Annotated in this window: 25 protein-coding genes; 11 read left to right on the top strand and 14 right to left on the bottom strand. The window is 70.8% G+C overall.

Translation table 11 applies throughout. From position 1 onward, the window contains the following. Positions 1–34 precede the first annotated feature (34 nt). Together hisI and P2T62_RS05245 are read left to right on the top strand one after the other, a co-directional pair. Positions 35–439: a phosphoribosyl-AMP cyclohydrolase gene (gene hisI, locus P2T62_RS05240; RefSeq protein WP_276260430.1), complete on the top strand. Its 405-nt coding sequence runs from the start codon at positions 35–37 to the stop codon at positions 437–439. After that, positions 436–1608: a DUF7118 family protein gene (locus P2T62_RS05245; RefSeq protein WP_276260431.1), complete on the top strand. Its 1173-nt coding sequence runs from the start codon at positions 436–438 to the stop codon at positions 1606–1608. The genes hisI and P2T62_RS05245 overlap by 4 nt, the downstream gene beginning before the upstream one ends. 42 nt (positions 1609–1650) lie before the next feature. On the opposite strand, the gene P2T62_RS05250 is transcribed toward P2T62_RS05245, so the two are convergent. The 3 genes from P2T62_RS05250 to P2T62_RS05260 all read right to left on the bottom strand — a co-directional run bounded on the left by P2T62_RS05250 (position 1651) and on the right by P2T62_RS05260 (position 3840). Next, positions 1651–2169 carry a hypothetical protein gene (locus P2T62_RS05250; RefSeq protein ID WP_276260432.1) on the bottom strand — a complete coding sequence of 173 codons (519 nt, stop codon included), beginning with the start codon at positions 2167–2169 and terminating at the stop codon, positions 1651–1653. A gap of 67 nt (positions 2170–2236) precedes the next feature. Continuing rightward, complete coding sequence (locus P2T62_RS05255) at positions 2237–2683, bottom strand: hypothetical protein (protein ID WP_276260433.1); 447 nt, start codon at positions 2681–2683, stop codon at positions 2237–2239. 83 nt (positions 2684–2766) lie between these two features. Further along, positions 2767–3840: a zinc-binding dehydrogenase gene (locus P2T62_RS05260; protein ID WP_276260434.1), complete on the bottom strand. Its 1074-nt coding sequence runs from the start codon at positions 3838–3840 to the stop codon at positions 2767–2769. 116 nt (positions 3841–3956) lie between these two features. Between P2T62_RS05260 and P2T62_RS05265 the strand changes: the two genes are divergently transcribed. Continuing rightward, complete coding sequence (locus P2T62_RS05265) at positions 3957–4361, top strand: DUF7979 domain-containing protein (RefSeq protein WP_276260435.1); 405 nt, start codon at positions 3957–3959, stop codon at positions 4359–4361. Between the two features lie 130 nt (positions 4362–4491). Continuing rightward, complete coding sequence (locus P2T62_RS05270) at positions 4492–5151, top strand: MogA/MoaB family molybdenum cofactor biosynthesis protein (protein WP_276260436.1); 660 nt, start codon at positions 4492–4494, stop codon at positions 5149–5151. Between the two features lie 12 nt (positions 5152–5163). Here the strand turns inward: P2T62_RS05270 and rtcA are convergent, their stop codons facing one another. Further along, positions 5164–6210: an RNA 3'-terminal phosphate cyclase gene (rtcA, locus tag P2T62_RS05275; protein WP_276260437.1), complete on the bottom strand. Its 1047-nt coding sequence runs from the start codon at positions 6208–6210 to the stop codon at positions 5164–5166. 126 nt (positions 6211–6336) lie between these two features. On the opposite strand from rtcA, the gene P2T62_RS05280 reads away from it, so the two are divergent. Then, positions 6337–7038 carry a 5-formyltetrahydrofolate cyclo-ligase gene (locus tag P2T62_RS05280; protein WP_276260438.1) on the top strand — a complete coding sequence of 234 codons (702 nt, stop codon included), beginning with the start codon at positions 6337–6339 and terminating at the stop codon, positions 7036–7038. Positions 7039–7776: 738 nt separating this feature from the next. Here P2T62_RS05280 and P2T62_RS05285 read toward each other — a convergent pair. Then, positions 7777–8631 (bottom strand): polyprenyl synthetase family protein, encoded by an 855-nt coding sequence (locus P2T62_RS05285; RefSeq protein ID WP_276260439.1) that lies wholly within the window; start codon positions 8629–8631, stop codon positions 7777–7779. Positions 8632–8806: 175 nt separating this feature from the next. Between P2T62_RS05285 and P2T62_RS05290 the strand changes: the two genes are divergently transcribed. Beyond that, entirely contained in the window at positions 8807–9154 is a 348-nt protein-coding gene (locus P2T62_RS05290; protein ID WP_276260440.1) for a hypothetical protein, read from the top strand. A gap of 72 nt (positions 9155–9226) precedes the next feature. Next, positions 9227–9523, top strand: coding sequence for a hypothetical protein (locus P2T62_RS05295; RefSeq protein ID WP_276260441.1), 297 nt, complete (start codon positions 9227–9229; stop codon positions 9521–9523). Positions 9524–9605: 82 nt separating this feature from the next. Here P2T62_RS05295 and P2T62_RS05300 read toward each other — a convergent pair whose 3' ends face one another. From P2T62_RS05300 to P2T62_RS05310, 3 genes are all read right to left on the bottom strand, one after another. Further along, positions 9606–10577 carry an electron transfer flavoprotein subunit alpha/FixB family protein gene (locus P2T62_RS05300; protein ID WP_276260442.1) on the bottom strand — a complete coding sequence of 324 codons (972 nt, stop codon included), beginning with the start codon at positions 10575–10577 and terminating at the stop codon, positions 9606–9608. Further along, complete coding sequence (locus P2T62_RS05305) at positions 10574–11368, bottom strand: electron transfer flavoprotein subunit beta/FixA family protein (protein WP_276260443.1); 795 nt, start codon at positions 11366–11368, stop codon at positions 10574–10576. The genes P2T62_RS05300 and P2T62_RS05305 overlap by 4 nt, the downstream gene beginning before the upstream one ends. A 179-nt stretch (positions 11369–11547) precedes the next feature. After that, positions 11548–12843: a helix-turn-helix transcriptional regulator gene (locus tag P2T62_RS05310; RefSeq protein WP_276260444.1), complete on the bottom strand. Its 1296-nt coding sequence runs from the start codon at positions 12841–12843 to the stop codon at positions 11548–11550. A gap of 176 nt (positions 12844–13019) precedes the next feature. On the opposite strand from P2T62_RS05310, the gene P2T62_RS05315 reads away from it, so the two are divergent. Both P2T62_RS05315 and P2T62_RS05320 read left to right on the top strand, forming a co-directional pair. Further along, a complete protein-coding gene (locus tag P2T62_RS05315; RefSeq protein WP_276260445.1) occupies positions 13020–14393 on the top strand; it encodes a DUF7096 domain-containing protein in 1374 nt (457 codons plus the stop codon). A 49-nt stretch (positions 14394–14442) separates the two neighbouring features. After that, positions 14443–14919, top strand: coding sequence for a type IV pilin domain-containing protein (locus P2T62_RS05320; protein ID WP_276260446.1), 477 nt, complete (start codon positions 14443–14445; stop codon positions 14917–14919). Positions 14920–15052: 133 nt separating this feature from the next. On the opposite strand, the gene P2T62_RS05325 is transcribed toward P2T62_RS05320, so the two are convergent. Next, a complete protein-coding gene (locus tag P2T62_RS05325; RefSeq protein ID WP_276260447.1) occupies positions 15053–15742 on the bottom strand; it encodes a methyltransferase domain-containing protein in 690 nt (229 codons plus the stop codon). A 111-nt stretch (positions 15743–15853) separates the two neighbouring features. Here P2T62_RS05325 and P2T62_RS05330 point away from each other — a divergent pair, with 111 nt between their 5' ends. Then, a complete protein-coding gene (locus P2T62_RS05330; RefSeq protein WP_276260448.1) occupies positions 15854–16474 on the top strand; it encodes an alpha/beta hydrolase in 621 nt (206 codons plus the stop codon). Between the two features lie 56 nt (positions 16475–16530). Next, positions 16531–17214, top strand: a complete 684-nt coding sequence (locus tag P2T62_RS05335; protein WP_276260449.1) for a non-canonical purine NTP pyrophosphatase — start codon at positions 16531–16533, stop codon at positions 17212–17214. Positions 17215–17254: 40 nt separating this feature from the next. Here P2T62_RS05335 and P2T62_RS05340 read toward each other — a convergent pair whose 3' ends face one another. The 5 genes from P2T62_RS05340 to P2T62_RS05360 all read right to left on the bottom strand — a co-directional run bounded on the left by P2T62_RS05340 (position 17255) and on the right by P2T62_RS05360 (position 24999). After that, positions 17255–18796: a sensor histidine kinase gene (locus tag P2T62_RS05340; protein WP_276260450.1), complete on the bottom strand. Its 1542-nt coding sequence runs from the start codon at positions 18794–18796 to the stop codon at positions 17255–17257. 159 nt (positions 18797–18955) lie between these two features. Further along, positions 18956–20725 carry a site-2 protease family protein gene (locus P2T62_RS05345; RefSeq protein WP_276260451.1) on the bottom strand — a complete coding sequence of 590 codons (1770 nt, stop codon included), beginning with the start codon at positions 20723–20725 and terminating at the stop codon, positions 18956–18958. Positions 20726–21938: 1213 nt separating this feature from the next. After that, complete coding sequence (locus P2T62_RS05350) at positions 21939–23804, bottom strand: DUF2070 family protein (RefSeq protein ID WP_276260452.1); 1866 nt, start codon at positions 23802–23804, stop codon at positions 21939–21941. Positions 23805–23906: 102 nt separating this feature from the next. After that, complete coding sequence (locus tag P2T62_RS05355; RefSeq protein ID WP_276260453.1) at positions 23907–24461, bottom strand: GMP synthase subunit A; 555 nt, start codon at positions 24459–24461, stop codon at positions 23907–23909. 103 nt (positions 24462–24564) lie between these two features. Then, the gene (locus tag P2T62_RS05360; RefSeq protein WP_276260454.1) at positions 24565–24999 is read right to left on the bottom strand and encodes a VOC family protein; all 435 of its coding nucleotides are present in this window, start codon (positions 24997–24999) and stop codon (positions 24565–24567) included. Positions 25000–25027: the final 28 nt, after the last annotated feature.

Genomic DNA, 25027 nt, shown 5'->3' on the forward strand with positions numbered 1-25027 from the left:
AAGACCTATCCTCGGCACGGGCCTCGCTCCGGGCATGAGCGAGACAGCGTCGGAGGCCGACGCCGAGGAGATCGGCGTGGACCTCGACTTCGGCGACGACGGGCTGGTCCCTGCCGTCGCACAGGACGCCGGGACCGGCGAGGTGCTGATGCTGGCCTACGTCGACCGCGAGGCGCTGGCGGCCACGCGCGAGACGGGCTACGCCCACTACCACTCGCGGTCGCGCGACGAGCTGTGGAAGAAGGGCGGCTCCAGCGGCCACGTCCAGCGGGTCCGCGAGGTCCGGGTGGACTGCGACGGTGACGCGCTGCTCTACCGGGTCGAGCAGGAGGGTGGCGCCTGCCACACCGGGTTCGAGAGCTGCTTCTACCGCACCCTCGACGGCGACGAGGTGGGCGAGCGCGTCTTCGACCCCGACGCGGTCTACGAGGACGGATGACCAGCTCACAGCATGAGGCGGCGGACACGGACGGCGGCGAGGAGAGCGCCACCACACTGGTCGCGGAACTGGACGCGGCGGAGACGGAGTTCGAGCGCCTCCGCGAGCGCGTCGACGAGTACGGCGTCGACGCGCTCGACCGCGTCACGGGCGCCTGCGAACAGGTCGACCGGCTGTTCGAGCGCTACGAGGACCGCGCCACCGACTACGACGACTTCCAGGGGTACGTCGAGTTCCAGGACACCTTCGTCGAGTTCGTGGCGGACCTGCCGGAGGACCTGCCCGCCCGCGACGCGTTCGAGGCGGCCGACGAGACGTTCCAGCGCTCGCGCCTGAAGGAGAAGCACTTCGCGCAGGCGCGCGAGGACCTCCAGCCCGCTCGCGACCTGGCGCAGCTGTACGAGGACTGGCAGACCGCCCGGCAGCGCTACAGCGACGCCCGATACGCCGTCGCCCAGCGACTGGAGGCCGTCGAGGCACGCATCGCCGACCTGGAGCAGACGCTGGAGTGGGGTGCGGCCGACCTCGACGCGCCGGTCGAGCGGCTGCGCGACCCCATCGAGACGTACGACGATGCCGTCCGGGCGGCGTTCACCGACCTCCGGCGCGACGCTCCCGCACACGAGACGCTCGACACCCTCGCGGCGGCGGCCGACGCGCCGCTGCTGGAGGCCCGCCGCCCACCCAGCCGCCTGCTGGAGTACGTCCACGATACCGAGGTCGGTGAGGAGTCGGTGACGAAACTCCTGGAGTACGCGGGCTACTCGAACTCGAAGCTGGGGCACTACGTCGACGACCCCGCGGCGTTCCAGCGCTGCGTGGCCGCCAACGAGACCTACCTCGACCGGCTCGACGCCGACCCACTGACGGTGGGCTGGCCGCCGCCGACCGCCGCGGAGCTGCGCTGGTGGGCCGACGCCGCCGAGTCCGTCGTCCGGCGGTTCGCGCCCGAGGACGTGGTGGCGGCGCTGCGCGAGGTCAGGGAGCTGACCCACGACGCCGACTACGACCGGCTGCAGGAGGCGGCGGTCGCGCGCGTGGAACTGGGCGAGCGCGAACGCGAGCGCCTGCGGAACGGCGACGTCGAGGCCGACCTCGCGGCGGCCCGCGAGGCCCACGACCTGCTCGATGCGGCACTGGCGGAACACCCGCCGCTGGAGGAGCGCTGAGCGTCGGCCTCATCCGCGCGGCTGCTTCACTCGCCCGGTGGCTCACTCGGCCGTCGTGTTCCCGCCGCCCCGTACGGTCGGACTCTCGGTGCGGACGTCGGTCGGCGTCATGTCTCCCCGGGAGACACTCAGCACCCGGGCGATGTTGCCGTCCCGGTAGAACAGTTCGGCGGTGTCGCCCAGGCGGACGCTGTTGAAGTCGCCCCGCGTGAGACTCGCCTCGCCACACCCCCCGTCTCCGTCGCTGTCGGGCGCGCAGTCGTGTTCGACCAGGTAATCGACGGCCGCGTACTGGTCCTCGAGGGCGTTGCCGAGCGGCTGCGAGACGACGAGCGGCCCGTCCCGCTGGAAGTCGTCGCGGTGGGCGCGGGCGATGGTCCGGGCCTCGTCGATGGCGTCGTAGACGATGCGCCCGCGGCCGTTCGCCGTCTCGACGACGACGTACTTCGCGCGGATGCGCCCCGTCTGCGTGACGCCAAGCGTGCTGAGGCAGCCGCTCAGGGCCGTCGTCGTGGCAACTGCCGTCGCGCCCAGTGCCCGGAGTGCCGCCCGTCGTCGCATGGACCCGGGTTCGAGGGGCGACGCAAGGAGGCTTGCGTTCCGGCGCGGTCGCTGCGCTCGGCGGCAGTCACTCGCGCTCGCGGTAGCAGGTCACGCTCCCCTCGCAGGTCGTCGTGCCGCTCGATGACGGCCCCGCCTCGTGGAGGGTCGCCTTCGTGACCGCTCCCACATCCGGGTTCCCGGACTGGTAGACCAGCCCCTTCGACTCGACGACCTCCCCCTCGACGGTGAACTGCAGGGCGTACGACCCGTTCCTGTACCGCGCTCTGCTCAGGTTGGCGACGTGCCACCGTTCGCCGGCATCGAGTTCGCGCGAGCGATTGAACACGACCTCGCCGTCGAACCCGCTTTCCTTCACCCGGACGCCGAACCGTTCGGAGACGGGGTAGTCGCTCTCGACGGCGACCCCGTACCGGACCGTCTCGGTCCCCGGGTCGGCGCCCCCGAGAAGACCGCTGCACCCGGCGCAGACGACCAGCGTCCCCAGCAGCAGCCACGTGAGGTATCGGCTCACGGTAGCGGGTCCCCCGCCGGTGGTAAGTTCCCTGTGCCGTGCATCCGCCGGTATTCATCCGGCGTGGCGGTGGTTCTCGCCGTTCAGATGCTGCCGGTCACGTCGCCGTACGAGCCTTCCTCGTACTCGTCGTCGGGGACGACGACGACGCTGCCGAAGCCCTCGCGGTCCTGGAGCATCTCGTGGGCGCGAGCCGTCTCGCTCATCGGCAGGACCTCACGGACGTACGGCGTGAACGTGCCGTCCCACACCAGCGAGAGGACGTCGTCCATCTCACCCGGCGTGCCCATCGTCGAGCCCATGATGTCCAGCTGCTTCCAGAAGATCTGCGTGATGTTGGTCTCGGGCTTCGGGCCGGTGGTCGCGCCGCAGGTGACCAGGCGGGCGCCCTGCGTGCAGGCCTTGATGGAGTCCTGCCAGGTGGCCGCGCCGATGTGGTCGACCACCACGTCGGCCCCGCGGCCGTCCGTGTCGCCCTTGATGGCGCTCACGAAGTCCTCCTCGTCGTAGTTGATGAGGTGGTCGGCGCCACACTCCGCGGCCAGTTCGAGCTTGGCCTCGCTGGAGGCCGTGGCCCACACCTCGGCGCCGGCGTTGGCGGCGATCTGGACCGCGGCGTGGCCCACGCCGCCGGAGGCGCCGTGGACGAGCACCTTCTCGCCCTGCTTGACCTCGGCGCGCGTGGTGAGCATCCGCCACGCGGTCTGGAACACGAGCGGCGCGGCCGCCGCGCGGACGAAGCTCACGTCGTCGGGGATGGGGACGAGGTTGTCCTCGGCGAGCGCGCTGTACTCGGAGTGGACGCCGGTCGTGTGCTCGCCGATGAGCATGAAGTTCTCACAGAGCGAGCGGTCGCCGTCCCGGCAGAACTCGCAGGTCCCGCAGGAGGTGGCCGGCGCGACGGCGACGCGGTCGCCCGCCTCGAACCGGGTCACGTCCTCGCCGACCTCCGTGACGACGCCCGCGCCGTCGCTGCCGGGGATGTGCGGGAACTCGCCCGGGCTGGGCATCCCGCGCCGGGTCCAGACGTCGAGGTGGTTCAGTCCGCCGGCCTTCATCTCGACCAGGCACTCGTCGCGGCCGACCTCGGGGTCCGGCAGCTCGTCGTACTGGATGACGTCGGTGTCGCCGTGCTCCTCGTAATAGACGGCCTTCATAGACCGGTCGTCGTGGGCGCGGCTCAAAACGGTAGCGGTACTGTGAGCGAGTGGCATCGTCCTGGGTCGACCCCCCGACGCAAGACCCATATCGGCCTCGCGGCTATCTCCACCGGATGCGGACCTCGTACCTGGGTGTGGTGGTCCTCGTGGCCGGCCTCGTCGCGATGAGCGCCGGCGGTGCGGCCTACGTCGACGCCCAGAAGTGCCGCACGGTCGCCGGCATCACGGTGACCGCCGTCGAGGAGCCACCCGAGAACCTCACGCGGGTCGCCTACGCTGACCTCACGGACGACCAGCAACAGGTGTTCGACCAGGTGCGTGGCGCGCGCCAGGCGCTCGTCCAGCGCGGCGTCTTCACCGAGGCGCTCGCGGTCACCTACGAGGGTGAGGACTACGTGGTCGCCGTCAGCGAGGAGCCCTCCTGTGGGGACCCGGCCGGCGACGGCGTGCGCGGCCCGCTGGTCGGGGGCGCGGCCCTCCTGCTCGTCGGCGCCGGCGTTGCGAAGTACGGGGACTGATGTCGAAATATCAGTACTTCTGGCCTGTTCGGCACACATTCCGCCAAAATCCGTGTTTCAGCTGGTATCTCCTGTCTCGCCCCTCGCCGCTCCCCGCACACTAACCTACCGCCGGGTCGAACGCCGCCCCATGAGCGACGACGGACACAACCACGACCACGCACACGAGGAGGAGCCCGACCCGCACGACCACGACCACTCGCACGACCACGACCACGGTGGCCACTCGCACCACGCCCACGACGTCGAGACCATCAGCGCGGGGGTGGTCACCGTCTCCTCGACGCGGAGCGTGAAGGACGACCCCGCCGGCGACGCCATCGTGAAGGCGTTCGAGGACGGCGGCCACGAGGTCGAGGTCCGCGAACTCGTCAACGACGACCTGGACGGCATCCAGTCCACCGTCGACCGGCTGGTCGCGCGTGACGACGTGAACACGGTCGTCACCACCGGTGGAACGGGCGTGACGCCGGACGACGTGACCATCGACGCCGTGCGACCGGTCCTGCGGACCGAGCTGCCGGGCTTCGGCGAGCTGTTCCGGCGGCTCTCATACGAGGAGGTCGGCACCCGTGTCGTCGGTACGCGTGCGCTCGCGGGCATCGCGCGCGGTGTCCCCGTCTTCTGTCTCCCCGGGAGCGAGAACGCGGCCCGGCTCGGGGCCGAGGAGATCATCGTCCCGGAGGCACCCCACCTCGCGGGCCTGGCCGACCGCGGCGCGGACCGGGAGACGGCCGCGGCTGCCGACGCGGACGCGGAGGGGTCCGGCCCCGAGTCCGACGGGGAGTGACCGGCCCGCGGCTCACCCGACGAGCGGGTCGTCACACCGGACGGTCGCTGGGTCGCCGCCGTCGAGTTCCAGGCTGCCGCCGAACGCCGCCACGAGGTCCCGGTTCGTCCGCAGGTGGTCGGTGAGCCGGCGTGTCGTCACCTCGCCGCCGGCTAGCGCCAGCACCACGGCGAGCTGGTCCGCCGTATGCACGTCGACGGCCGGGCCACCCTCGGCAGTCCCACCCGCCCGCCGGAACCGGTCGAACGCGCCGACGGCGTCGCCGGCCACGTCCTCCATCGGTTTCCCCTGCTCCCCGAGGCCGTCGAAGCCCGCGCCGGCGTCCGGGCCGTGCGCGACCACCGTCAGGACGGCGCCCGCCGAGTCCGTCTCGACGTACTCGGGGTGGGTCTCGACCGGGAGCCGGGTCAGGTCCCGGAGCGCCTGCCGGGCGGCGCGGGCGCCGCGCTCGGCCACGTCGGCGTCCGCGAGCGCCTCGGCGGCGACCGAGTGCACGGCGAGCCGTTCGGTCGGCCCGGCGCCTGTCAGTTCGAGCGGGCTGGGGTCGGCGCTCCCGAGTCGGAGGCTGGCCTCGCCCCCGCCTACCGGGAAGAACCCACGCCGTGAGAGGGCCACGCGGGCGTCGATGCCGGCCCGCCGCGCCAGCGGGAGCTTCACGCGCCGGTAGTGGTCGGTCGTCGGTGCCCACTTCACGTCCGTCCCGCCGGTCGCGCGCACGACGAGTTCCTCGTCCCGGTCGAGCGCGACCGAGAGGGGCACGAGTGCATCGAACACGAGCAGCACGCTGCCCGCGGTGTCGATGTCCACCTCGTACTCGCCCGGGCGGACGGGGCCGGGCTCGAACGTCAGCGTCTCGGAGCCGTACTCGGCGTCCGCCACCGCGGCGTCGCAGGCGGCCGCGACGGCCTCGACCGCGGCGAGGTGCTGTGGCTTCAGCCCGGGGTCCGGGCGGTCGCCACGGATGCCGGTCATCTCGAACGACCGGCCGGTGACCGCCGACAGGCCGAGCGCCGTCCGCAGGAGCTGGCCGCCGCCGGCGCTCCCGTCGAGTTCGAGCATACCGGCGGTCGGGTCCCATCCGGCCTCAACCCTGCGGTGGCCCGGCACCGTCTCGCACGGTGCCGGGCCGGCCTCGGTGCGGGCCGGAGCCGGCAGGCACACGTCGCCCCGCGCCGAACCCCGACCATGGACAAGCAGTCCCTCCGCGAGCGGGTGTGGGACGCGCTGGAGGACGAAGGGGTCGCGCGGTTCCCCTTCCCGCCGCACGGCCGCATCCCCAATTTCGCGGGCGCCGATGCGGCGGCCGAGCGCCTGACCGGGACCGAGGCGTGGCGCGCCGCAGAGACGGTGAAGGCGAACCCGGATGCCCCCCAGCTTCCGGTCCGCCGGGCCGCGCTCCGCGCCGGGAAGATCGTCTACATGGCGGTCCCGCGCCTGCGCGACGAGCGGTGCTTCCTCGAACTCGACCCCGATGTGCTGGAGGATTACGATGCCGCGACCACCGTCAGCGGCATCGGCGAGCACGGCCGGCAGGTCGGGCCCGACGAGATGCCCGAGGTCGACCTCGTCGTCTCGGGGAGCGTCGCCGTCTCGGCGTCGGGCGCACGCATCGGGAAGGGCGAGGGGTTCAGTGACCTGGAGTGGGCAGTCCTCCGGGAACTCGGCCTCGTGGACGAGGGGACGCCGGTGGCGACGACGGTCCACGAGCTACAGGTGCGCGACGAGGAGTGGGTGACTGACGAGCACGACGCGGCGCTGGATCTGGTGGTCACGCCCGAGCGGACCGTCGAGACCGGCGCGGCGGGGAAACCGAGAGGCATCGACTGGTCGCTGCTGTCCGAGGCGGATGTCGCTGAGATGCCCGTTCTGGAGAGATTTAGAGAATAATTTTACTATTAGTGTATTAGTATACATATGATCTAAGTTTATTGCAAATAGGCTGTCTAAATTGACTAATCTGGCGGTAGAGACGGATTGAACGCCCTATTCTGCTCCCCCTGCGACGACGACTGCGACAACAGAACCGTGTAGAAAGCCCCCGCCCGCTCGACTCGCGCGACTCGCTGCGCTCCTCGGTCGCGCCTTCGGCGCTCCCTGCGGTGCTTGCGTCGTCGTGCTTCGTCGAGCGGGCGGCCCCTTTCAGTCCCGCCCTGTTGCTTGCCGCATCGAGCGTTCGTGCGTGGTGGTTCCAGCGGAGTGCTAGTGTCCCCACACCTCCCCGCGCTCGCCCCGCGTGTGTTCCGACACGCTCGCTGGCGCTCGCGGTCTCCACAGCGGGGGTGCGAGCGCGCTTCCTGTTGGTGGAACCGGCTGGTCGACCAACCGCTCCCCGGCCGGGAGCGCGTGGCCGACCAACGGGAGGCCCGCGCGACCTGGGGAAGGGCAGGGCCACAGCGCCCGTTGAACAGGCCGCGTCCCTGGTGGACTCGAAGGGCGAGGCCGCTCGACCCGTCCCGGACGAAGCAAGGACCGCAGGGCTGCTGTGCAGCCCGAGGACCGCAGCGAGGCCCGGACGGTCGAGCGGCCGAGGGCTTCGTAGGCGTTCCGGTGGCCGCGGTCGCTGTTACCGTGAGAGAGCGCGAGACCGTTCGAGTCATCCCCCGCACCGAGCCCCTGGCCCCGTTCCTACTTCTCCCGGACGACGACGAACTCCGCGAGGTCGCGCAGGTAGTCGACCGCCCGGGAGTCCCGGCGGGTGGCGGTGTCCAGCGCCTCCAGCGCGGCGTCTGACTCGTCGCGGGCGCGCTGGTTGGCCTCCTCGGGGGAGAGGTCGGTCACCTGCACGATGGAGGGGCGCTCCATCTGTGCGTCCTGGCCGGTCGGCTTGCCCAGTTCCTCGGGGTCGGCCGTCTCGTCCAGCACGTCATCGCGGATCTGGAAGGCGACGCCGACGCGCTCTGCGTACTCGCCGAACGCCTCGACCCGGTAGGGGTCGGTGTCGGCGGCGACCGCGCCGAGTTCGGCGGCCGCCCGGAACAGGGCGCCCGTCTTCCGGCGCGCGAGGTCCATGTACTCGCCCTCGTTTGCCGGCAGCGCCGCCAGTTCCGTCGCCTCGCCCATCCCGAGTTCGACCATCGCCTCGGCGACGATCTGCGTGGCGTGCTCGTCCGCGGAGAAGAGGTGGAAGGCCTCGCCGAGCAGGCCGTCGGAGGCGATGATGGCCGGGCCGTGGCCGAACGCGACGTGGGCGGCGGTCTCGCCGCGGCGCAGGTCGGACTCGTCGATGATGTCGTCGATCACCAGCGAGGCGTTGTGGACGAGTTCGACCCCGACCGCGAAGTCGACGGCGACCGACTCCTCGGCCAGCGGGTCGCCGCCGGCGGCCTCGCAGGTGAGCATCGTCAGGGTGGGGCGGACGCGCTTGCCCCCCGACAGCGAGACGTGGCGGACCTGCTCGGCCAGCGTCGGCGGCTCCATCCCGTCGAGGACGGCCTCCAGCCGGTCCTCGACGAGCCCCCGCCGACGTTCCAGGTACTCCATCACGGTGACAGAGGCCCGGAGGCCGGAAGTACGTGACGGAGTCGGGTACCTGGGAACGCCCGACGACCCCCGTGGCGTCCCGAGTGGGGGGTCGTTCCCCCGGACGATGCCGGCTCTCTCGCAGTCCATGTATCTAGTGTCAACGCACTCCCCCATGGGACCCGTCCATCCGGATATGCAGACGCTCCCGTTCCCGGTCCTCGCGGCGACCGCGCTCGGCATCCTCGCGGCGGCGGCCGGCCTCTCGGTCGCCGTCGTCGCCTCGCTGCGCGGCGGCCGTGCCGCGGCTGCCGCTCGACGACTCGCCCCGCTTACGGTCACGCCCGCCATCGTCGCCTTCCTGCTCTCCTCGCTCGCGCTCGGCGGTCGGATCCCGGCCGCCGTGCCGCCGGCTGGCGTCGTCCTCGTGGCTGGCGGGCTCGTCCCGGTCGTCCGGTCGCTGTGGCGAACGCCCCCCGAGGACGCCGATGCCGTCTCCGACTCCGGGGACGACCGGTACCGCTCGCCCTCCGGCGCCGACTGACCCCGGCTCCATCCGGCCGTCGTCCCGGAGGAGACCGCTGGTTTCAGGCCTCCTCCGGGACGACAGCCGGACATGGCCCTCCAGGTCACTCCGTTCCTGCTGGTCGCGGCCGGACTCGGCTGCACCGGACTCCACCTCCTCGTCGCCATCGTCGCGTTCAGCTTCGACGGCCGTCCCCGCGAGATGGCACGCCACCTCGCCCGGCTCTCGCCGCTGCCGACGCTGGCCGCGCTGGTCGTTCTCGTCGGACAGGCACTCGCCGGCGCCGTCGCGCTGCTGGTCGGCCTGGGTCTGCTGGGGCTGGCGACGCTCCTTCCGCCCGCGCTCGCGGTCGCCAGCGCGTTCGACGCCCACGCGGCCGAGTCCTGAGCCACCCGGCGCCGCTGCTGGTCGGCTGTCCGGCGGTGCCGCTGGTCGGCTGGCGAAAGAAGGAACGAGTGGGACGAACCGCCTACAGGTTGGGTGCCTCGCCGCCGAACTCCTCGATGAGCTCGGGGACGACGTCGAACAGGTCGTCGACGATGCCGTAGTCGGCGAGGTCGTAGATCGGTGCGTTGGGGTCCGTGTTGATGGCGACGATGGTGTCGGCACCCTTCATGCCGGCGACGTGCTGGACGGCGCCGGAGATGCCGATGGCGATGTAGACGTCCGGCGTGACGACCTTGCCGGACTGGCCGACCTGCCGGTTCTTCGGCAGCCAGCCGTTGTCCACGATGGGCCGGGACGAGGAGAGCGTCGCGCCGAGCGCGTCGGCGAGTTCCTCGACGAGGGGGAGGTTCTCCTCCTCCTCGATGCCGCGGCCGATGGAGACGAGCACGTCGGCCTCCGTGATGTCCACGTCACCGCCGCCGACCTCCTCGAAGCCGGTGACCTCGGAGCCGATGGCGTCCTCGTCGATATCGACGTCGGCCGCCGCGACCTCGGCGTCACCGTCACCCTCGGCCTTCGGCCACTCGGCCGGCCGGACGGTGACGGCGAACGCCTCGCTGTCGATGTCGTAGGTCGCCTCGACCTTGCCACCGTACTGCTCGCGGATGATCTCCGTGACGTCGCCGCCCTCGAGCCCGACGGCGTCGGTCACGAGCGGCAGGTCCAGGTCGTCGGCCACGGCCGGGGCGTAGTCGAGCCCGTTGACCGTGTTCGGCATGAGCAGGATGCTCGCGCTGCTGGCCTCGAACAGCTGCGGGATGGCCTGGGCGTAGACGTCGTGGTTGAACTCCTCACCGTAGTCGACGGTGTGGATGGCGTCGACGCCGTCGCGGTTGAGGTCCTCGGCGAACGCGTCGACGTCGCCGGAGATGACACCCAGGTGGAGGTCGCCGCCGACCTCGTCGGCGAGCTCACGGCCCGCGGTGATGACCTCGAAGGAGGGATCGCGGAGCTCGCCACGACGGTGCTCGGTGATGGCGAGAACGTCCGTCATCCGTCGACCACCCCCTTGTCGCGGAGGAAGTTAGCAAGCTCCCCGGCCGTCTCCTCCGGCGAGCCCTCCCAGAGCGTCGCGTCGCCCTCGGATTCGGGCTCGTACATCGAGGTGCGCTCGATGTCGGACTCGAGCGTGGACTCGTCGAGTCCCAGGTCGCCCAGCTCGTTGACGTCGAGTGGCTTCTGCTGGGCCTGCCGGATGCCGCGCAGGCTCGCGTAGCGCGGCTCGTTGATACCGGACTGGATGGTGAGGACGGCGGGCGTCTGCACGTCCGTCAGCTCCTCGATGCCACCCTCCAGCTCGCGGTGGACGTGGGCGACCTGCCCCTCGATATCGAGGTCGAGCGTGTTGACGACCGCGGCCCACTCCATGTCGAGCTTGTTGGCGAGCGCGACGCCGGTCGCGCCGTTGGCGTCGTCGCCGGACTGGACGCCCGAGAGGATCAGGTCGGGGTCCTCCTCCTCGGCGACCGCGGCCAGCAGCTCGGCCTTGGCCTCCGTCGAGAGGTAGTCGGCGCCCTCGAGGGCGTCGTCCCAGACGCGGATGGCCCGGTCGGCACCCTTCGCGAGCGCCATCCGGATGGTCTCCTCGGACCGTTCGGGCCCGACGGTGACCGTGACAACTTCCACGTCGTCGTTCTCCTCGCTGGTCTGGACGGCCTCCTCGACGGCGTAGTCGTCCCACTCGTTGAGGTCGTACTCGAGGTAGCTCTCGTCGACGTCGAGCCCAGAGATCTGGAACTCGTCCTCGACCTCGGCCACCTCTTTCACGGTGACGAGTATCTTCATGCTAGTCGTTACAACCCAGCGGTCGTCCGTGAATAAACGTTTCCGAACGCCGCGACGAGTGGCGGGAGGAGCCGGTGATAGGGGGCCTGTTCGAGCCGATTCCGGACCGCCTCCGGAACGCCCCACAGGCCGGCCCAGACGCCGGCCTCTGTCCTCGTACCCGCTCTCCGTCGCGCCCCTCACTCCTCGTCGAGTTCGGTCACGTCCTCGTCCGGGAGGCTGATGAGGTTCTCGCGGCCGATCCGGAGCTTGTCGACGCGGTCGGCCTCGTCCATCGAGGAGAGGAGCTGTGAGACCTTCGCGTTCGACCAGCCCGTCTCGGAGACGATGTTGGCCTGCTTCATCCGTCCGCCGTTGCGCTCCAGCAGCCGCTCGACCCGCTCCTCGTCGCTCAGGAGCTCCGTGTCCTCCTCGGGTTCGTCCTCGGTCGCGCCCGCAGCCGCCGCGCCGGCCGTCTCAGCGGCACCGGCCGTCTCGCCCTCGTCGGGCGTGGCCTCGCCGCCGTCGCCACCCCCGCCCGCCGCTGCCGGCGCGCCGGTGCCGTCCCCGTCGTCGCGCTGTCGCCGGAGAACCAGCAGTACGGCGCCGAGCAGGAGCAGCCCCCCGACTCCGCCGACGAACACGAGGTCGCCCGATAGCCCGCGGTCCCCGAACGGACTCGTCGCGCTGGTCGTGGGCGTGGCTGTCGGCGACCCGGGGGTGGCCGGGGTCGGCGTGGGTGTCGGGCCGCCGTTGCGCTCGTAGACGGCCGCCACGTCCCCTGGCTCGAAGGTCGTCGGACCCTTCCAGCGGAGGATCCCCGCCCGCGGGCGGGTGGTCGCGGTGAAGACCCCGTAGCCGCGCGGCGGCCGGATCTCGAGTGTCTGGTCCGCGGCCAGTCCCGGGAGCCACGTCCCGTCGGTCGTGTTGAACGCGGAGCCAAAGCGGAGGCGGCCGTCGCTGGTCCGGGCGAACGCGGTCCAGGTGAAGTTCAGCATGAGCCGACCGGTCGCGGTCCCGTTCTCCCCCGGGACGACCGCGGTGGTCCGCTCCACCGAGCGGATGGCCATCGACCGGTTGACGGTGGCGTTGGCCGCGCGGTTGGCCCGACGGAACGTCTCGATGTCGAAGCCGACGTCGGTGTCGCCGCGCTCGTACCGGCGCGCCAGGTCGTCGAAGGCGGCCCGGTCGCTCTCGTTGTCGAGTGCGAACCGCGTCATGACCGTCCACCGTGCGTTCCCGTTCGGCTGGAGGTCGACAACGAGGGACGTGCTGTCACGTGGAGGGGTCTCGGACTGTGTTGCCGCGAGCGCCGTGGACCGGCTGTCGAACGCCGGTCCCCCGTCGTCGAGGGCCGGCGTCCCGGTGTCGGCCACCCGTTCGGCCGGAGCAGGGGCTACTGCCGTGGCCGGGGCGGTCGCGGCGACAACGACCATCGCGGCGAGGGCGGCGAGGGCAAACGTCGACTGGAGGGCGGCACGCGACCTCGCCCGCATACCGTGCCGGTGGCGGTGGAGCGCGGAAAACGCTTTCCATCGGGAATGAAACGTCTGCGGGCCGAATGAAACGTCTCGAGCACGCTCCGGGCGTCCTGTGGAGCGATGTCGGCCGGTTCCCTGGCCATCCGGGCGTGACGGACGGCTTTTTACTCCCGGGGGCGGAGGGGGGAGATATGAGCGGTCCCCGTTCCCTCCACGTGGCGGCTGCTGTGCTCGCGGTGGTGCTCGCGCTCGCGGTGGTGCTCGCTCCGGTGGCGGGCCTGCCGTCGGTCGGTACGCCGGCCTCCCCATCGAGTTCGCCGGCCGCCTCGACCCCGTCTGCGGACCCCGGAACCGAGCGCGAGCCACGGTCCCCGGCGACGGTACCGTCCGCCGATCTCCGTGATCCGGTCCGACCCGACCGGAACACGACTGCTTACCTCACGCTCGCGGCTGATCTGGAGACCAGGCGGACCGGGACGGCCACGTTCGACGTCGGTGGCGCGATGGCTGCCGACAACAGCGCCACGCACTCGACCTACGAGACGACCTGGCTCCGGGCGGCCTTCGAGGCCGCCGGCGAGAACCGGACCCAGCGGCGCCTCGTCGTCGAGCGCGGTGCCGACCGCATCGACACCCGGATCGAGGCCCTCGAGGACCGCGAGGCCCGGGCCCTGGAGCAGTACAACGAGGGGGTGATCTCGACCCGCACGTACCTGCGCGAGGTGGCCACCATCGACCGGGCGGCCCGGTCGCTCCGGGAGTCGGTCGACCTGCTGTACACGTACAGCTCCGCCGTGGGCAAACCGGTCACGGATCGGCGCATCGCCGCACAGAAGGCCCGTCTGCTCCCGCTCGTGGGTCCGGTTCGTTCCCGGACGGCCGCGGCCATCCGGGGTGACAAACCACCGACCAGGGTCTACGTCGAGACCTCCAGCCAGGGGGTCATCCTCGCGACCATCGACCGTGGGGCCTTCACCCAGGAGTACCTCCGCGAGGCGTACGTTCCGTCGGCCCGCAACCCCGGCGGAATCGACCAGTTCGAGCGGAGCGGCGACAGACTCGGGGCCGCCAGACAGCGGGCGGCCGAGCTCTACCCGTGGGCGTTCGACCGTGGCCCCACCTCGGCGGGGTCGTTCACCGGCGAGCCGTTCCTGTTCAACGCTGGCGTCTACTCCGTCCAGGTCGGCCACCCGCACGGGACCAGCCGGACGCACGACCTCCTGATATTCCTCGATGGCGCGACGCGTGACGTCTTCCACGAGATCCAGTACAAGGATCTCTCGGCGGTTCCGACGGTGTCCGCGGCGACGAACGCGTCCCAGGGCATCAACGTCAGCATCGATCGGACCCGGACCGGCGGCCCGATGCTCGTCACGGTCCGGAACACGACGACCGGTGAGCCGGTCCAGGCCCAGGTGCTGGTGGACGGCGACCCGGTCGGGGTGACCGATGTCGACGGCCAGCGCTGGATCATCGCACCCGGGCCGACAGTCCAGGTCACCGCCGTCAGTGGGGAGCGGAACGTCACGACGACGGTCTTCAGCGACGGCGCCCCCACTGGCTGAGCGACCCGGCGCCCGTAGCTTCTTGTCCGATGGCGCGGCCAGACCCCCCGTGCTCGCGCGCCGTCATCGTGCCGTCTCGCCCGTCCTCGGGGTGGTCTTGCTCGTGGCCGTCACCGTCGGGCTCGCGGCCGTCGTCGGGGGTGCCGTCCTGACCGATGCTGCTCCCACGGCGCCCCCGCCGGTCGCACAGCTCGACTGCCGGGTCGACGCCGGGACCGACCGGCTCGCCTGCACCCACGGCGGCGGCGACCGGCTGGACGTGCGCGAGTTGCGGGTTCACGTGACGGTCGGTGGCGAGCCGCTGACCCACCAGCCGCCGGTGCCGTTCTTCGCGGCCCGAGGTTTCCACGCCGGGCCCACCGGTCCGTTCAACAGCGCTGCCGACCCGCACTGGTCGGCCGGCGAGACCGCTGCGGTCAGGCTCGCCGGGACGAACCGGCCAGGCCTGACCCCCGACTCGAGGGTGGTCGTCCGAGTCGTCGAGGGCGAGCACGTGGTTGCGCAGGCGGCAGCGACGGCCGAGTGATGCCGGTCGGGCCGGTCGGATACCGGGGTTAACGTGCGATTAATCCGGGAACTGGCGTGATTCGTTTCCGGTGTCGCGGATGCTCGCTGCGGCCGCTCCGGGCTCCGGAGGCCGTGGTCGACCGGACGCCGTCTCAGTCGTCAGCCGACGCGTCGACGGGGTCGGTCTCGGCGTCGGTGGCATCTCCGGGGGTCTCGTCCGTCCCGCCCGGCACGCGTGCGATGGTGGTGATGGCGATCTCGGGGTTGTAGTCGGGCCCCATCGTCACGTGGCGGAACTCCTCGTAGCCGGCTTCGGCGAACATCCGGTCGGCCTCGGCCTCGTCGTAGAACAGCATGATGGCATCCGCGAGCTTCTGGAACACCGTCGAGCTCGGGTAGTTCGGGCCGACGACCAGCACCGGCCCGCCGGGCCTGACGACGCGGCGGAACTCCGCCAGCGCGTCGACCGGGTTCGGCCAGTACTCGATGCTGCCCGACGACCAGAGCGCGTCGAACGAGTCGTCCTTGAACGGCAGCCGCTCGGCGTCCCCGCGGTGGAACTTCACCTGTCCGCGCTTGCCGAACTTCGCGTAGGCCTTCTCGAGCTGGTGCTCGGACTGGTCGAGCCCGTAGACGTCCTCCGTGTACTCCAGCAGCCCCTCGGTCGCGAAGCCGGTCCCACACCCCACGTCCAGCACGCGGTCCCCCTCCTCGAGGCCGAACAGTTCGAGGGCCTCGTTACGCATCTCCTCGTTCCAGATGAACGGGTTGATCTCGTCGTACACCTGCGAGAGGTACCGGTAGAAGACCCGGGCGCGCCGCTTGTTCTCGAGGATTCCCATTGCCTCCGTTTTGGGTCCCAGCGGGGATAATTCCCCTGCTTCCGGGGACGTTCCGGGCGTCGAGTCCTCTCGACCGCGGGAACTAACCCCGCGCCCGACCTCCCCCGGTGCATGAGCGAGGACGTGCTGGTTCCCGGGGGGCGCGACGTGCGCGGAACGCTCGACACACCCGACGGCGAGGCGACGGCCTGCGTCGTCGCCTGCCCACCACACCCACAGTACGGCGGCAGGCGGACGGACGCGCGGCTGCGGGCGCTCTCGGATGCCCTCGTCGCCGAGGGCGTCGCCTGCCTCCGATTCGACTACGGCGACTGGGACGAGGGCCACGGCGAGCGGACCGACGTGCGCCAGGCCTGCCGGTGGGCTCGCGACCGCTTCGGCGAGGACCGCGTGGGACTGTTCGGTTACTCGTTCGGCGGGGCGGTCGCGTTGCTGGCCGCGGCCGCGGACGGTGCGGACGGGCGGCCGCTGCGGGCGGTGGTCGCGCTCGCCCCAGCTGTCGGTGTCACGGGCGGCATCCGGCGCTCCGTCGACGAGGCGCTCGCGGACATCGCGGCGCCCGTGCGGGTCGTCTACGGGAGCCGGGACACGACCGCGGACTGGGAGCCGGTCGTCGAGCGCGCTCGGGAACTGGGGGTCGACACCGTCGAGATGAGCGCCGACCACCACTTCGTCGGGCAGGCCGACAAGGCCGCCGGCCACGCCGCCGAGTTCCTGCTGACGCATCTCTGAGCCCCCGCCGGGGCCGAACCGACACCACTACCCCCGGACCGCACCGACGGTCGGCCATGACCCTTCGGTACGTGACGACCAACCCCGGGAAGGTGCGGGAGGCCGAGGAGTACCTCGACGACGTGACGGCGCTGGACTACGACTACACCGAGATCCAGGCGCCCACACTCGGGCCCATCGCGGCCCACGGCGCCCGCGAGGCGTACCGACACGCGGGCGAGCCGGTCATCGTCGACGACGCCGGCCTGTTCGTCGAGGCGCTGGACGGGTTCCCGGGGCCGTACTCCTCGTACGTCGAGAACACGCTGGGCGTGGAGCTGACGGGTCGGGTCGCCCGGGAGGCCGCCGCGGGTTCGGACGGTGACGATGCGGTCGCACGCGCGGCGTTCCGCTGTGTCATCGGCTACTGCGACGGCGACGACTTCGCCGCGACGCCGGAACCCGTCGACCGCGGCGAGCGCCGGGGCCAGGACCTCGCGGCTGCCGACCGCGACAGTGCAACGACGGACGCGCAGGTCGCGGGCGGCGCCGCGGATGGGAGCGCCCTCCCCGTGAAGCTGTTCGAGGGTGTCGTGCCGGGCCGTATCGTCGAGCCACGCGGCGACGGCGGGTTCGGCTACGACCCCATCTTCGAGCACGACGGGACGACCTTCGCGGAGATGGATGCGGCGGCGAAGAACGCCGTCTCGCATCGTGGGCGAGCGCTCGCGAAGTTCGCCGACTGGTTCGCCGAGCGGTAGTGCCGACGCCGCCCCGGCCGGTCGGTTCCCGCGACTCTCGTCAGTCGGTGGTCCCGGACTGCTCACCGCCGCTCTCGGCGGTCGTCCCGGCCTCTCCTGCCGCGGTCGCACCCTCGCCGCTGTCGCTTGCCGGCTTCAGGCGAATCGTGACCGCCGTCCCGCCGGCCTCGCGCTCCTCGAACCTGAGCTCCCCGCCCGCGTCGCTCACGATCCAGTTGACGGCCCACAGCCCGATGCCGGTCGCGTGGTTGACCTTGGAGGCAGCCGTCTCGTCGAGCATCTCATCGATCTCCATCTCGGGGATTCCCGGGCCGTCGTCGGCCACCACGAGTTCGTAGTAGGTGCCGTCGGGCGACCGGCGGGTTCGAATCTCGACGTGCGGCGTGGTCTGGTCGCTGTGGAGGATGGCGTTCTCGACGAGCTCTCCGATGGCCGCGACGAGCGCGGTCGTCCCCTGTACGTACTCGTCGCCGGGACAGTCGATCTCCCGGGTCCAGCCGTCGTGGGTCGCGTCGACGTCCTCCAGTGCCCGGTCGACGAGCGACCGCAGTTCCATCGTCCGCAGCGTCAGGTCACCCGAGACCACCTTCTCGATGTCGACGGTCCGTTCGCTGAGCGTCGCGAGTTGCTCCGCGGATTCCGTGATGGCGGCCGCCGCCCGGGACTCCTCCAGGCGATCCGCGTGGCCCATGATGACGGTGAGCTTGTTGCGGATGTTGTGCCGGAGGATGCGCGAGAGGACCCGCAGCCGCTCCTTGCGCTGCTTGCGCTCCGTGATGTCGATGTAGATGCCGTACTTGTCCTGCTCGGTCGGCGCGCTGACGGGGGCGGTCATCCGGATGAAGTCCCGGAGCCCATCGTCGGTCTTCAGCGTGACCTCGCTCCCCTGCCACTCGCCCCGCTCGCGGTCGGCGTCGACGCTCCGTTCGGTCGTCGGCTCCACGGCCCGCCCGTCCGCGGTTCGGGGGACGACGTAGTCGTTGAGGTTCTGCCCCCGGAGTTCGCCCTCGGCGAAGCCGAACACCTCCTCGAACGCCGGGTTGACCGAGTCCACGATGGGGCTGTCGTCCTCGAGGCGGACGGAGACGACGGAGTTCGGAACGTTCTCGAACAGTGCCGAGAACCGGTCGCGCTCTGCGCGGAGTTCCTCGCGCTTCTGCTCGACGCGGGCGTTGTAGACCCCGACACCGAGACCGCCGACCGCACCCACGATGAGCGTGTCCCCGGCGAGCGCGAACGGCTCCAGGCCGCCCTGGGTGTAGTACTGGATGCCCACCGTCGAGGCGACCGTGAGGGTCACGACGAGTGTGACCCCGACGACCCATCTGGCGACGGTCCAGCCGAACGACGGTTCGTGGTCGCCGCGGACGAGCCAGACGCCCGCGGCCACGAGCAGCGCCGCGAAGGCGATGGTGCCGGCGCTCTCGAGGAGTGTTGCGTACAGCGGATTGCCCCGTATCGTGAGGTCACGATACACGTTGGTCAGCGGCACCGTGAGCAGGGTCGCACCCAGCGCGCCGACGACCACGCCGCCCGTCTGCTGCCGGACCGGGCCGGCCCCTCCCCGGGCGTCGCGGGTCATGGGAGATGTTCGGCACGCGAATTGTTATATCTAGTCATCGCGGTAGGGAGCAGTCGTCGTGTTGGCACCGTGAGACGACAGTTCTCGGCGGGCAGGGGCGAGCGACACCATCGGCGTGCCCGTCCGGGTGCCGGGTGGTCTGCGACCGGCCACCACTCGTCAGGTCAGCAGTCGTGGCCCGAACACCATCACCAGCAGGCCGACGATCATCACGATGCTGACTGTCGTGGTGACGGCCGAGGTGAGCGCCCGGCCGTCCGAGACGGGGAGCCGGGAGACGACCGTCTCGGTCGAGGTCCGGAGGATGTGGCCGCCGTCCAGCGGGTAGGCGGGGACGCAGTTGAACTGGCCGATGATGAGGTTGATCCACGCCGTCCAGAACAGCAGGTTGGCCAGCAGGAAGACGAGGCCGGGCCCGAGCAGCCCGAGCGGGCCGCTCACGCTGTAGAAGTTCGTCACCGGCCCGACGAAGCCGGCGAAGTTGTACCCGACGTTGGGGAGCGTCAGCGACGCGAACGGGAGGACGAGGGTGAGGTAGGCCCGCTCGATACCGCCGATGCCGCCGCCCCCGTTCCCACCGAGGACCGTCAGGAAGGTGTCGGCGGGGTAGACGTCGACCCCGAAGTCGTCGAGGACGAACCCGGAGACGCCGCGCTGGACCCTGACCCCGAGGACGGCGTCCTCACCGCTACCGCCGAGTTCGACCTCGAAGGTGCGGCGCTCGCCGTCGAAGCCCCCGACGTAGCCCGTCACGGAGACGGTGTCACCCGGCTGGCGCCCGTCGAGGACCGCGCTCAGGTCGTCGAAGTCGACGGTCCGGTTGCCGGCGATGGACGTGACGATGACCGTCTCGCCGCCCGAGAGGTCGGTCTGCCCCGCGAGCGCGCCGTCGGGCGCGACGAGGCTGTAGGTCCCGACCGGGATGGTTACCGAGCGGGTGCCGTTCGCGCCGCGGACGGTCAGGTCGGCGACCGGGCGGGACGCGACGGCGTCCTCGAAGCCGGTCACGGTCGACACCTCGCTCCCGTTGACCGCGGTGATGGTCTCGTTGACCGCGATGGGGCCGTCCCTGACCGCGACGGTGACGAGCACCTCGCGCTGGACCGGGACCGACTCCCCACCCTTCAGGCCGACCGAGACGGTGTCCGCGGTCGAGTCCGAGAGGGCCGCCTGCATCGCGTTGGCGTCCTCGACGGACTGCCCCTCGACGCTCGTGATGACGGTTCCCCGGTCGATGCCGGCGTCCCTGGCCGGCGAGCCGGGGAGCGAGCCGCCGATGGGGGCGCCGGCGGCGACGCTGATGCTGCCGGCGACGGGGCCGAACAGCAGGAGGAACGCGAGGACGGAGACGGCGAAGTTGTTGGTCACGCCGGCCGCGAACATCCGGGTCTGCCCGCCCCGGCTCGCGCGGTTGCGCGAGGCCTCGTCCGGCTCGACGAACGCGCCGATGGGGATGAACGCCAGCAGCGCCAGCCCCATCGACTCGATGTCGATGTCCTCGACCCGGCAGAGCAGGCCGTGCCCGCCCTCGTGGACCACGAGGCCGATGAGCAGTCCCGTGAGTATCTCGGGCGCCACGGAGAGGGGGAGGAAGTCGTTGACGCCGGGGATGGCGAGGACGTTCTGCGGCTCGTTCAGGGCCGTCGGTGTCGGGTTCTGGATGGCCGAGACCGCCGCGAACGCGACCAGGGCGAACGACCCGACCATCACCACCAGCGCGATGCCGACGCCGAGGTTGCCCCACGCCCGCCAGAACCGCCTGGGCCCTGCGAGCCAGTTCAGGAACGCCTTGCCGCGCTGGGTGTGGATCGTCGTGATGGGTCCCGAGACGCGGATGGCCTCGGGGAGCCGCCCCTGCGCCTTCAGGGTCATCGCGACGAGGGTGTAGAGGAGGATGCCTCCACCCACCAGCCACAGCGTGCTTACCATTGTATCGGGGGAGGGTCCTGTGGCTCAAATGGATTCGGGTTGCGGGACGGGATGTGTGACGATTTAGTTGGGAGAGAGATGTGGATATTTGGATGATAACTGGTGGATTGGCGGCCTCTGCGAGATATCTCGGGAATTGTGGGGTTGTTGTCGCTCGAACCGCTCTTCGGGCTCGATGCCAGAATCTGGCGTTCCCGGCGGTTATCGCTGTGACGGTGGCGACGACGCCCGAACCGTGTAGAAGGTCCCGTCCGCTCACAATACGGCGGCGACAGCCACGACGGAGCCCTGTCGAAAGCGCCCGCCCGCTCTCTGTAAAACGGGACCACGACGGAACCGTGTCGAAAGCCCCCGCCCGCTCGACTCGGGGGTGGTTCGAAAATCGGAGATTTTCGTCATCACGAGAGAGCTTCGCTCTCTCGAACGACCTCGCTGCGCTCCTCGGTTTCGCTCCGCTCACCCTGCGGTGCTTACGTCGGCCGCCGTCGTCGAGCGATTTCTCGGCTCCGCCGAGAAATGTATCGCTGGCGTTCACGAGAGCGGAGCTCTCGTGCAGCCCATCAGAACGCTTCGCGTTCTGAGGACGGCAGAGCCGCCAGCCGAGCGGCCCCTTTCAGTCCCGCCCTGTTGCCTGTGGCACCGAGCGTTCGGGCGTGGTGGTTCCATCGGAGTGCTAGTGGCCCCACACCTCCCCGCGCTCGCACCGTCAGAGCAAGCTCTGACGAGCTGCTCGAAAATCGAGGATTTTCGGCATGACGAGACGGCTTCGCCGTCTCGAACCACCTCGTTCGCTTCGCTCACGAGGACGCCGCTGTGTTCCGACACGCTCGCTGTCGTCGTCGGCGTCTCCGGAAATCACAGATTTCCGCGATGATGAAAATCGCGACGCGATTTTCAGATCACTCCGCGCCGACTGCAAGCGGGACGGAGTCCCGCCCTGCTCGCGGTCTCCACAGCGGGGGCGCGAGCGCGCTTCCTAGTCCCGGAACCGGCCGGTCGACCAACCACCACTTGGCCGGGAGCGCGTGGTGGAACGAAGTGGAGCCCGCGCGACCTCGGGGAAGGGCAGGGCCACAGCGCCCGTGGAACAGCCGAATCCTGGTGGACTCGAAGGGGGAGTCGAGAACGCGAGGGCTTCGGAAGCAGTTCCGTTGCCGTCGGAATCGCCATCCCCGTCAGAGAGCGCGATGGAACCGCACGACCCCGAACGCGACTACGCCAGGAAGAAGATGAGGCCGCTGATGGCCGTCACCGCGAGGATGAACACCGCCGCGAGCGCGCCGCCCATCGAGATCATCGCGTTGGCGTGGGAGGCGAGCGTCTCCGTGCGGTCGTTGCCGAAGACGGTGACCTCGGCGCGCTCGGTCGCCATCCCCGCCTCGACGGGGCCGATGTCGTCGATGGCCTCCCGGGTGACCGCCTCGACCGCGTCGCCGAGTTCGTCGCCGTCGATGGCGGTACCGACCTGGTTGACCGCCTCGACGGTGTTGACGATGTGCGTGTCCGTCGTGAGCATCTCCGCGTCGTCGAGGTCGAGTTCGGTGACGAGGCGCCGGACGAGCCGGTCGCGGAGCCCGGGCTCCATGTTGTTCCCGTCGATGACGACGTACGCCGTGCGCTGGCCGTCGACCTGGGTGATGGCGACCCGGATGCCCAGCGGTCCGATGCCGTCCTGGGGGGTCCACCGCGTGCGGTCCCAGGCGACCCCGAGTTCGAGCGGGTGGCGCGCGGCCGCGCCGAGGGCCTCGCCCAGTTCGCCGGCGGCCTGGATCATGTCGAACGAGCGCTTCGACCCCGGCGTGATGTGGCCGAGGTCGTCGCCCTCCAGTCCGTTGTTGCAGTTGTGGGCGTCCGCCAGCAGGACGTCCTCCAGGCCGCCCGAGCGGGCCTCGGCCTGGGCCGAGAGCCCGACCGCGTACTCCACGTCGTCGGCGAAGGCGGGCGCGTAGGTGGCGGTCATGAACGCGTCGTCGCCGAACGCCTGCCCGATGAGGGTGGCCTCGCCGTGGCTGGTGCGCTGCGAGCGGGTCGCCTCGGCGGTGTACTCGATCTCGTCGAACGCGCGATCGGCGGCGTCGATGATGGTCTCGACCTCGCGGGCCGTGACGAGGTTGAAGTCGTGGCCTGCGGTCGCGTGCGGCGGGAACGCGAGGCCGTCGGCCTCCTGGGCCACGCGCTCGGGGAGGTTGCCGCCGCCGATCTCGCCCATCGGCCCCGGGTGGATCATCGGGAGGACGAAGCGGGCCTTCTCGACGCCGCCGGGCTCGCGGAACGCTAGGACGGTCACGGGGACGACGGCCTCCTCGCCGAGCTGCTCGAAGAACTCCTCCAGCTCGTCGGTCCCCTCGGCGATGTGGCCGACGAAGCCCCGGAGGAAGTCCAGCACCGAGACCCCCAGCGAGTTCCGCCACGGCCGGTCGATGACCAGCAGGAACGCGTAGACCGAGCCGACGTACAGTACGCAGGTGATGGCAAGCAGGACGAACGTCTCCGGGCCGACGACGGTGAGTTCCTGTGGCGCCTGATCGGCGCGGTTGAGGAAGACCTGGGTGAGCGGCCCACCGACCTCGAAGAAGCGGAGCGTCCCGCTGTAGATGAACAGGAGGACGGCGGCGGCGACGGTCTGGATGCTGGCGGGCACGACGGCGGCGGCCAGCGACTCGTGCGAGACGGCCATGATGACGAGCAACCGGAGGGCGAAGATGCTGGCCAGCGACGCCACGAGCGCGTCGAAGACGAACTGTTGGCCCAGCCCCGTCAGCACGGCCACCGCGCCCGCTGCGGTCAGCACGACGACGACGACCAGTTCGCAGGTCAGCGCGAGCAACGAGGCCCGGTTCGGGGTGAGGTGGCCGCCGAACAGTCGGTCGACGGGCGGGGTCAGCAGCGACGCGGCCACCGTCGGGACGCCGATGTAGAAGACCCCCTGCCACGCGTCCTCGAGGACGAACCGGGAGTCGAAGGCGGCCACGCCCGCGAACGCGGCGATGAGGAGCGCGAAGGCGATGCTGGAGTACCAGCTCGGCGCCCGGAAGATGAACCGCGACAGCGAGGCCAGATCGCCCTGTGTGTTGCTCATTGTGGAGGGGGGTGGTGGCTGTTATGCCGACGTACTCGCGCGCCGACATAAATCGGTCGTGCGCGTCCGACGGCTGACGGACGGGTCCCGGCGTGTGGGCCGCTACCGCCCCTCACACACCGCGCGGAAGTTCTCGAACACCTCCTCGCCACGCTCGGTGTGGGCGACCTCCGGGTGCCACTGGACGCCGTAGAGGTCGTGGTCGGTGTCGCTCATCGCCTCGACGCCGCAGACATCGCTCTCCGCCGTGCGGGTGAAGCCCTCGGGGACGCGCTTGACCTCGTCGGCGTGGCTGGCCCACACCCGGGTCTCGGGCGCCAGCGAGCCGACCAGCGGGTCGTCCTCGTCATCGATGCGGACGGTCACGTCGGCGTAGCCGCCGTAGTCGCCGGCGCCGACCTCGCCGCCGAGTTCGGCGGCGATGAGCTGCATCCCCAGGCAGATGCCCAGGACGGGCACGCCCGCGTCGAGGTAGTCGGGTGCGCGGCCGATACGGTCCATGTCGGGACCGCCCGAGAGGACGACGCCGTCGGCCTCGACCTCGTCGGGCGGGGTCTCGTTGTCGACGATGTCGGTGTCGACACCGATGTCGCGGAGCGCCCGCTGCTCCAGATGGGTGAACTGTCCGTGGTTGTCCACCACGACGATACGGGTCATTACTGCCTCTTCTCTCGTGGACGGGGATAAGCCTCCTGAAACGCGTGACTCGGCAGAAACGGCTCGTTTACGTTCGTCCTCGCGGGGGCGTCGTGGCCCCCGGTCAGAGTGCCGTCGGGTCGAACCGCTCGTTCCGGCCGGCCCACTCCTCGACCTCACGCGACGGGCGTGTATCGAGATACACCTCCACGCCGTTCCCCGCGGGGTCGTCGAAGTAGAGCGCCTTCGAGATGCCGTGGTCGACCGGTGCGACCTGGACGCCGCGTTCGCGCAGGCGCTCGTACGTCTCGCGGAGGGCCGTCCCGTCGGGCACCTCCCACGCCGAGTGGTAGAGCCCCACGCCGGGCCCGGGGGCGGCCGCCCCCTCGCCGAGGCCCTGCAGTGCGAGGTCGTGGTGATGCTCGCCGAACGTGAGGAACGCGAAGTTCCCGTGGCGCTCGGTCACGTCGAGGCCGAGCACATCGCGGTAGAACTCGATGGACCGGTCCACGTCCCGCACCTTCAGGTGGACGTGGCCGAGGTGTGGCTGGTCGCTCATACGGATGCGAGCACGCCCGAGGACAAAA

It is taken from the genome of Haloglomus litoreum (genome assembly GCF_029338515.1).
GTDB lineage: Archaea > Halobacteriota > Halobacteria > Halobacteriales > Haloarculaceae > Haloglomus > Haloglomus litoreum.

Excerpts from the sequence above, each read along its gene's own strand:
- P2T62_RS05295 (WP_276260441.1), top strand. The coding sequence starts at position 9,227 with ATGGCCCTCCAGGTCACTCCGTTCCTGCTGGTCGCGGCCGGACTCGGC.
- P2T62_RS05270 (WP_276260436.1), top strand. The coding sequence starts at position 4,492 with ATGAGCGACGACGGACACAACCACGACCACGCACACGAGGAGGAGCCC.
- P2T62_RS05285 (WP_276260439.1), bottom strand. The coding sequence starts at position 8,631 with ATGGAGTACCTGGAACGTCGGCGGGGGCTCGTCGAGGACCGGCTGGAG.
- P2T62_RS05345 (WP_276260451.1), bottom strand. The coding sequence starts at position 20,725 with ATGGTAAGCACGCTGTGGCTGGTGGGTGGAGGCATCCTCCTCTACACC.
- P2T62_RS05300 (WP_276260442.1), bottom strand. The coding sequence starts at position 10,577 with ATGACGGACGTTCTCGCCATCACCGAGCACCGTCGTGGCGAGCTCCGC.
- P2T62_RS05305 (WP_276260443.1), bottom strand. The coding sequence starts at position 11,368 with ATGAAGATACTCGTCACCGTGAAAGAGGTGGCCGAGGTCGAGGACGAG.
- P2T62_RS05245 (WP_276260431.1), top strand. The coding sequence starts at position 436 with ATGACCAGCTCACAGCATGAGGCGGCGGACACGGACGGCGGCGAGGAG.
- P2T62_RS05265 (WP_276260435.1), top strand. The coding sequence starts at position 3,957 with ATGCGGACCTCGTACCTGGGTGTGGTGGTCCTCGTGGCCGGCCTCGTC.
- P2T62_RS05310 (WP_276260444.1), bottom strand. The coding sequence starts at position 12,843 with ATGCGGGCGAGGTCGCGTGCCGCCCTCCAGTCGACGTTTGCCCTCGCC.
- P2T62_RS05340 (WP_276260450.1), bottom strand. The coding sequence starts at position 18,796 with ATGACCCGCGACGCCCGGGGAGGGGCCGGCCCGGTCCGGCAGCAGACG.
- P2T62_RS05355 (WP_276260453.1), bottom strand. The coding sequence starts at position 24,461 with ATGACCCGTATCGTCGTGGTGGACAACCACGGACAGTTCACCCATCTG.
- P2T62_RS05325 (WP_276260447.1), bottom strand. The coding sequence starts at position 15,742 with ATGGGAATCCTCGAGAACAAGCGGCGCGCCCGGGTCTTCTACCGGTAC.
- P2T62_RS05280 (WP_276260438.1), top strand. The coding sequence starts at position 6,337 with ATGGACAAGCAGTCCCTCCGCGAGCGGGTGTGGGACGCGCTGGAGGAC.
- rtcA (WP_276260437.1), bottom strand. The coding sequence starts at position 6,210 with ATGCTCGAACTCGACGGGAGCGCCGGCGGCGGCCAGCTCCTGCGGACG.
- P2T62_RS05290 (WP_276260440.1), top strand. The coding sequence starts at position 8,807 with ATGCAGACGCTCCCGTTCCCGGTCCTCGCGGCGACCGCGCTCGGCATC.
- P2T62_RS05350 (WP_276260452.1), bottom strand. The coding sequence starts at position 23,804 with ATGAGCAACACACAGGGCGATCTGGCCTCGCTGTCGCGGTTCATCTTC.
- P2T62_RS05335 (WP_276260449.1), top strand. The coding sequence starts at position 16,531 with ATGACCCTTCGGTACGTGACGACCAACCCCGGGAAGGTGCGGGAGGCC.
- P2T62_RS05315 (WP_276260445.1), top strand. The coding sequence starts at position 13,020 with ATGAGCGGTCCCCGTTCCCTCCACGTGGCGGCTGCTGTGCTCGCGGTG.
- P2T62_RS05330 (WP_276260448.1), top strand. The coding sequence starts at position 15,854 with ATGAGCGAGGACGTGCTGGTTCCCGGGGGGCGCGACGTGCGCGGAACG.
- P2T62_RS05260 (WP_276260434.1), bottom strand. The coding sequence starts at position 3,840 with ATGAAGGCCGTCTATTACGAGGAGCACGGCGACACCGACGTCATCCAG.
- hisI (WP_276260430.1), top strand. The coding sequence starts at position 35 with ATGAGCGAGACAGCGTCGGAGGCCGACGCCGAGGAGATCGGCGTGGAC.
- P2T62_RS05250 (WP_276260432.1), bottom strand. The coding sequence starts at position 2,169 with ATGCGACGACGGGCGGCACTCCGGGCACTGGGCGCGACGGCAGTTGCC.
- P2T62_RS05360 (WP_276260454.1), bottom strand. The coding sequence starts at position 24,999 with ATGAGCGACCAGCCACACCTCGGCCACGTCCACCTGAAGGTGCGGGAC.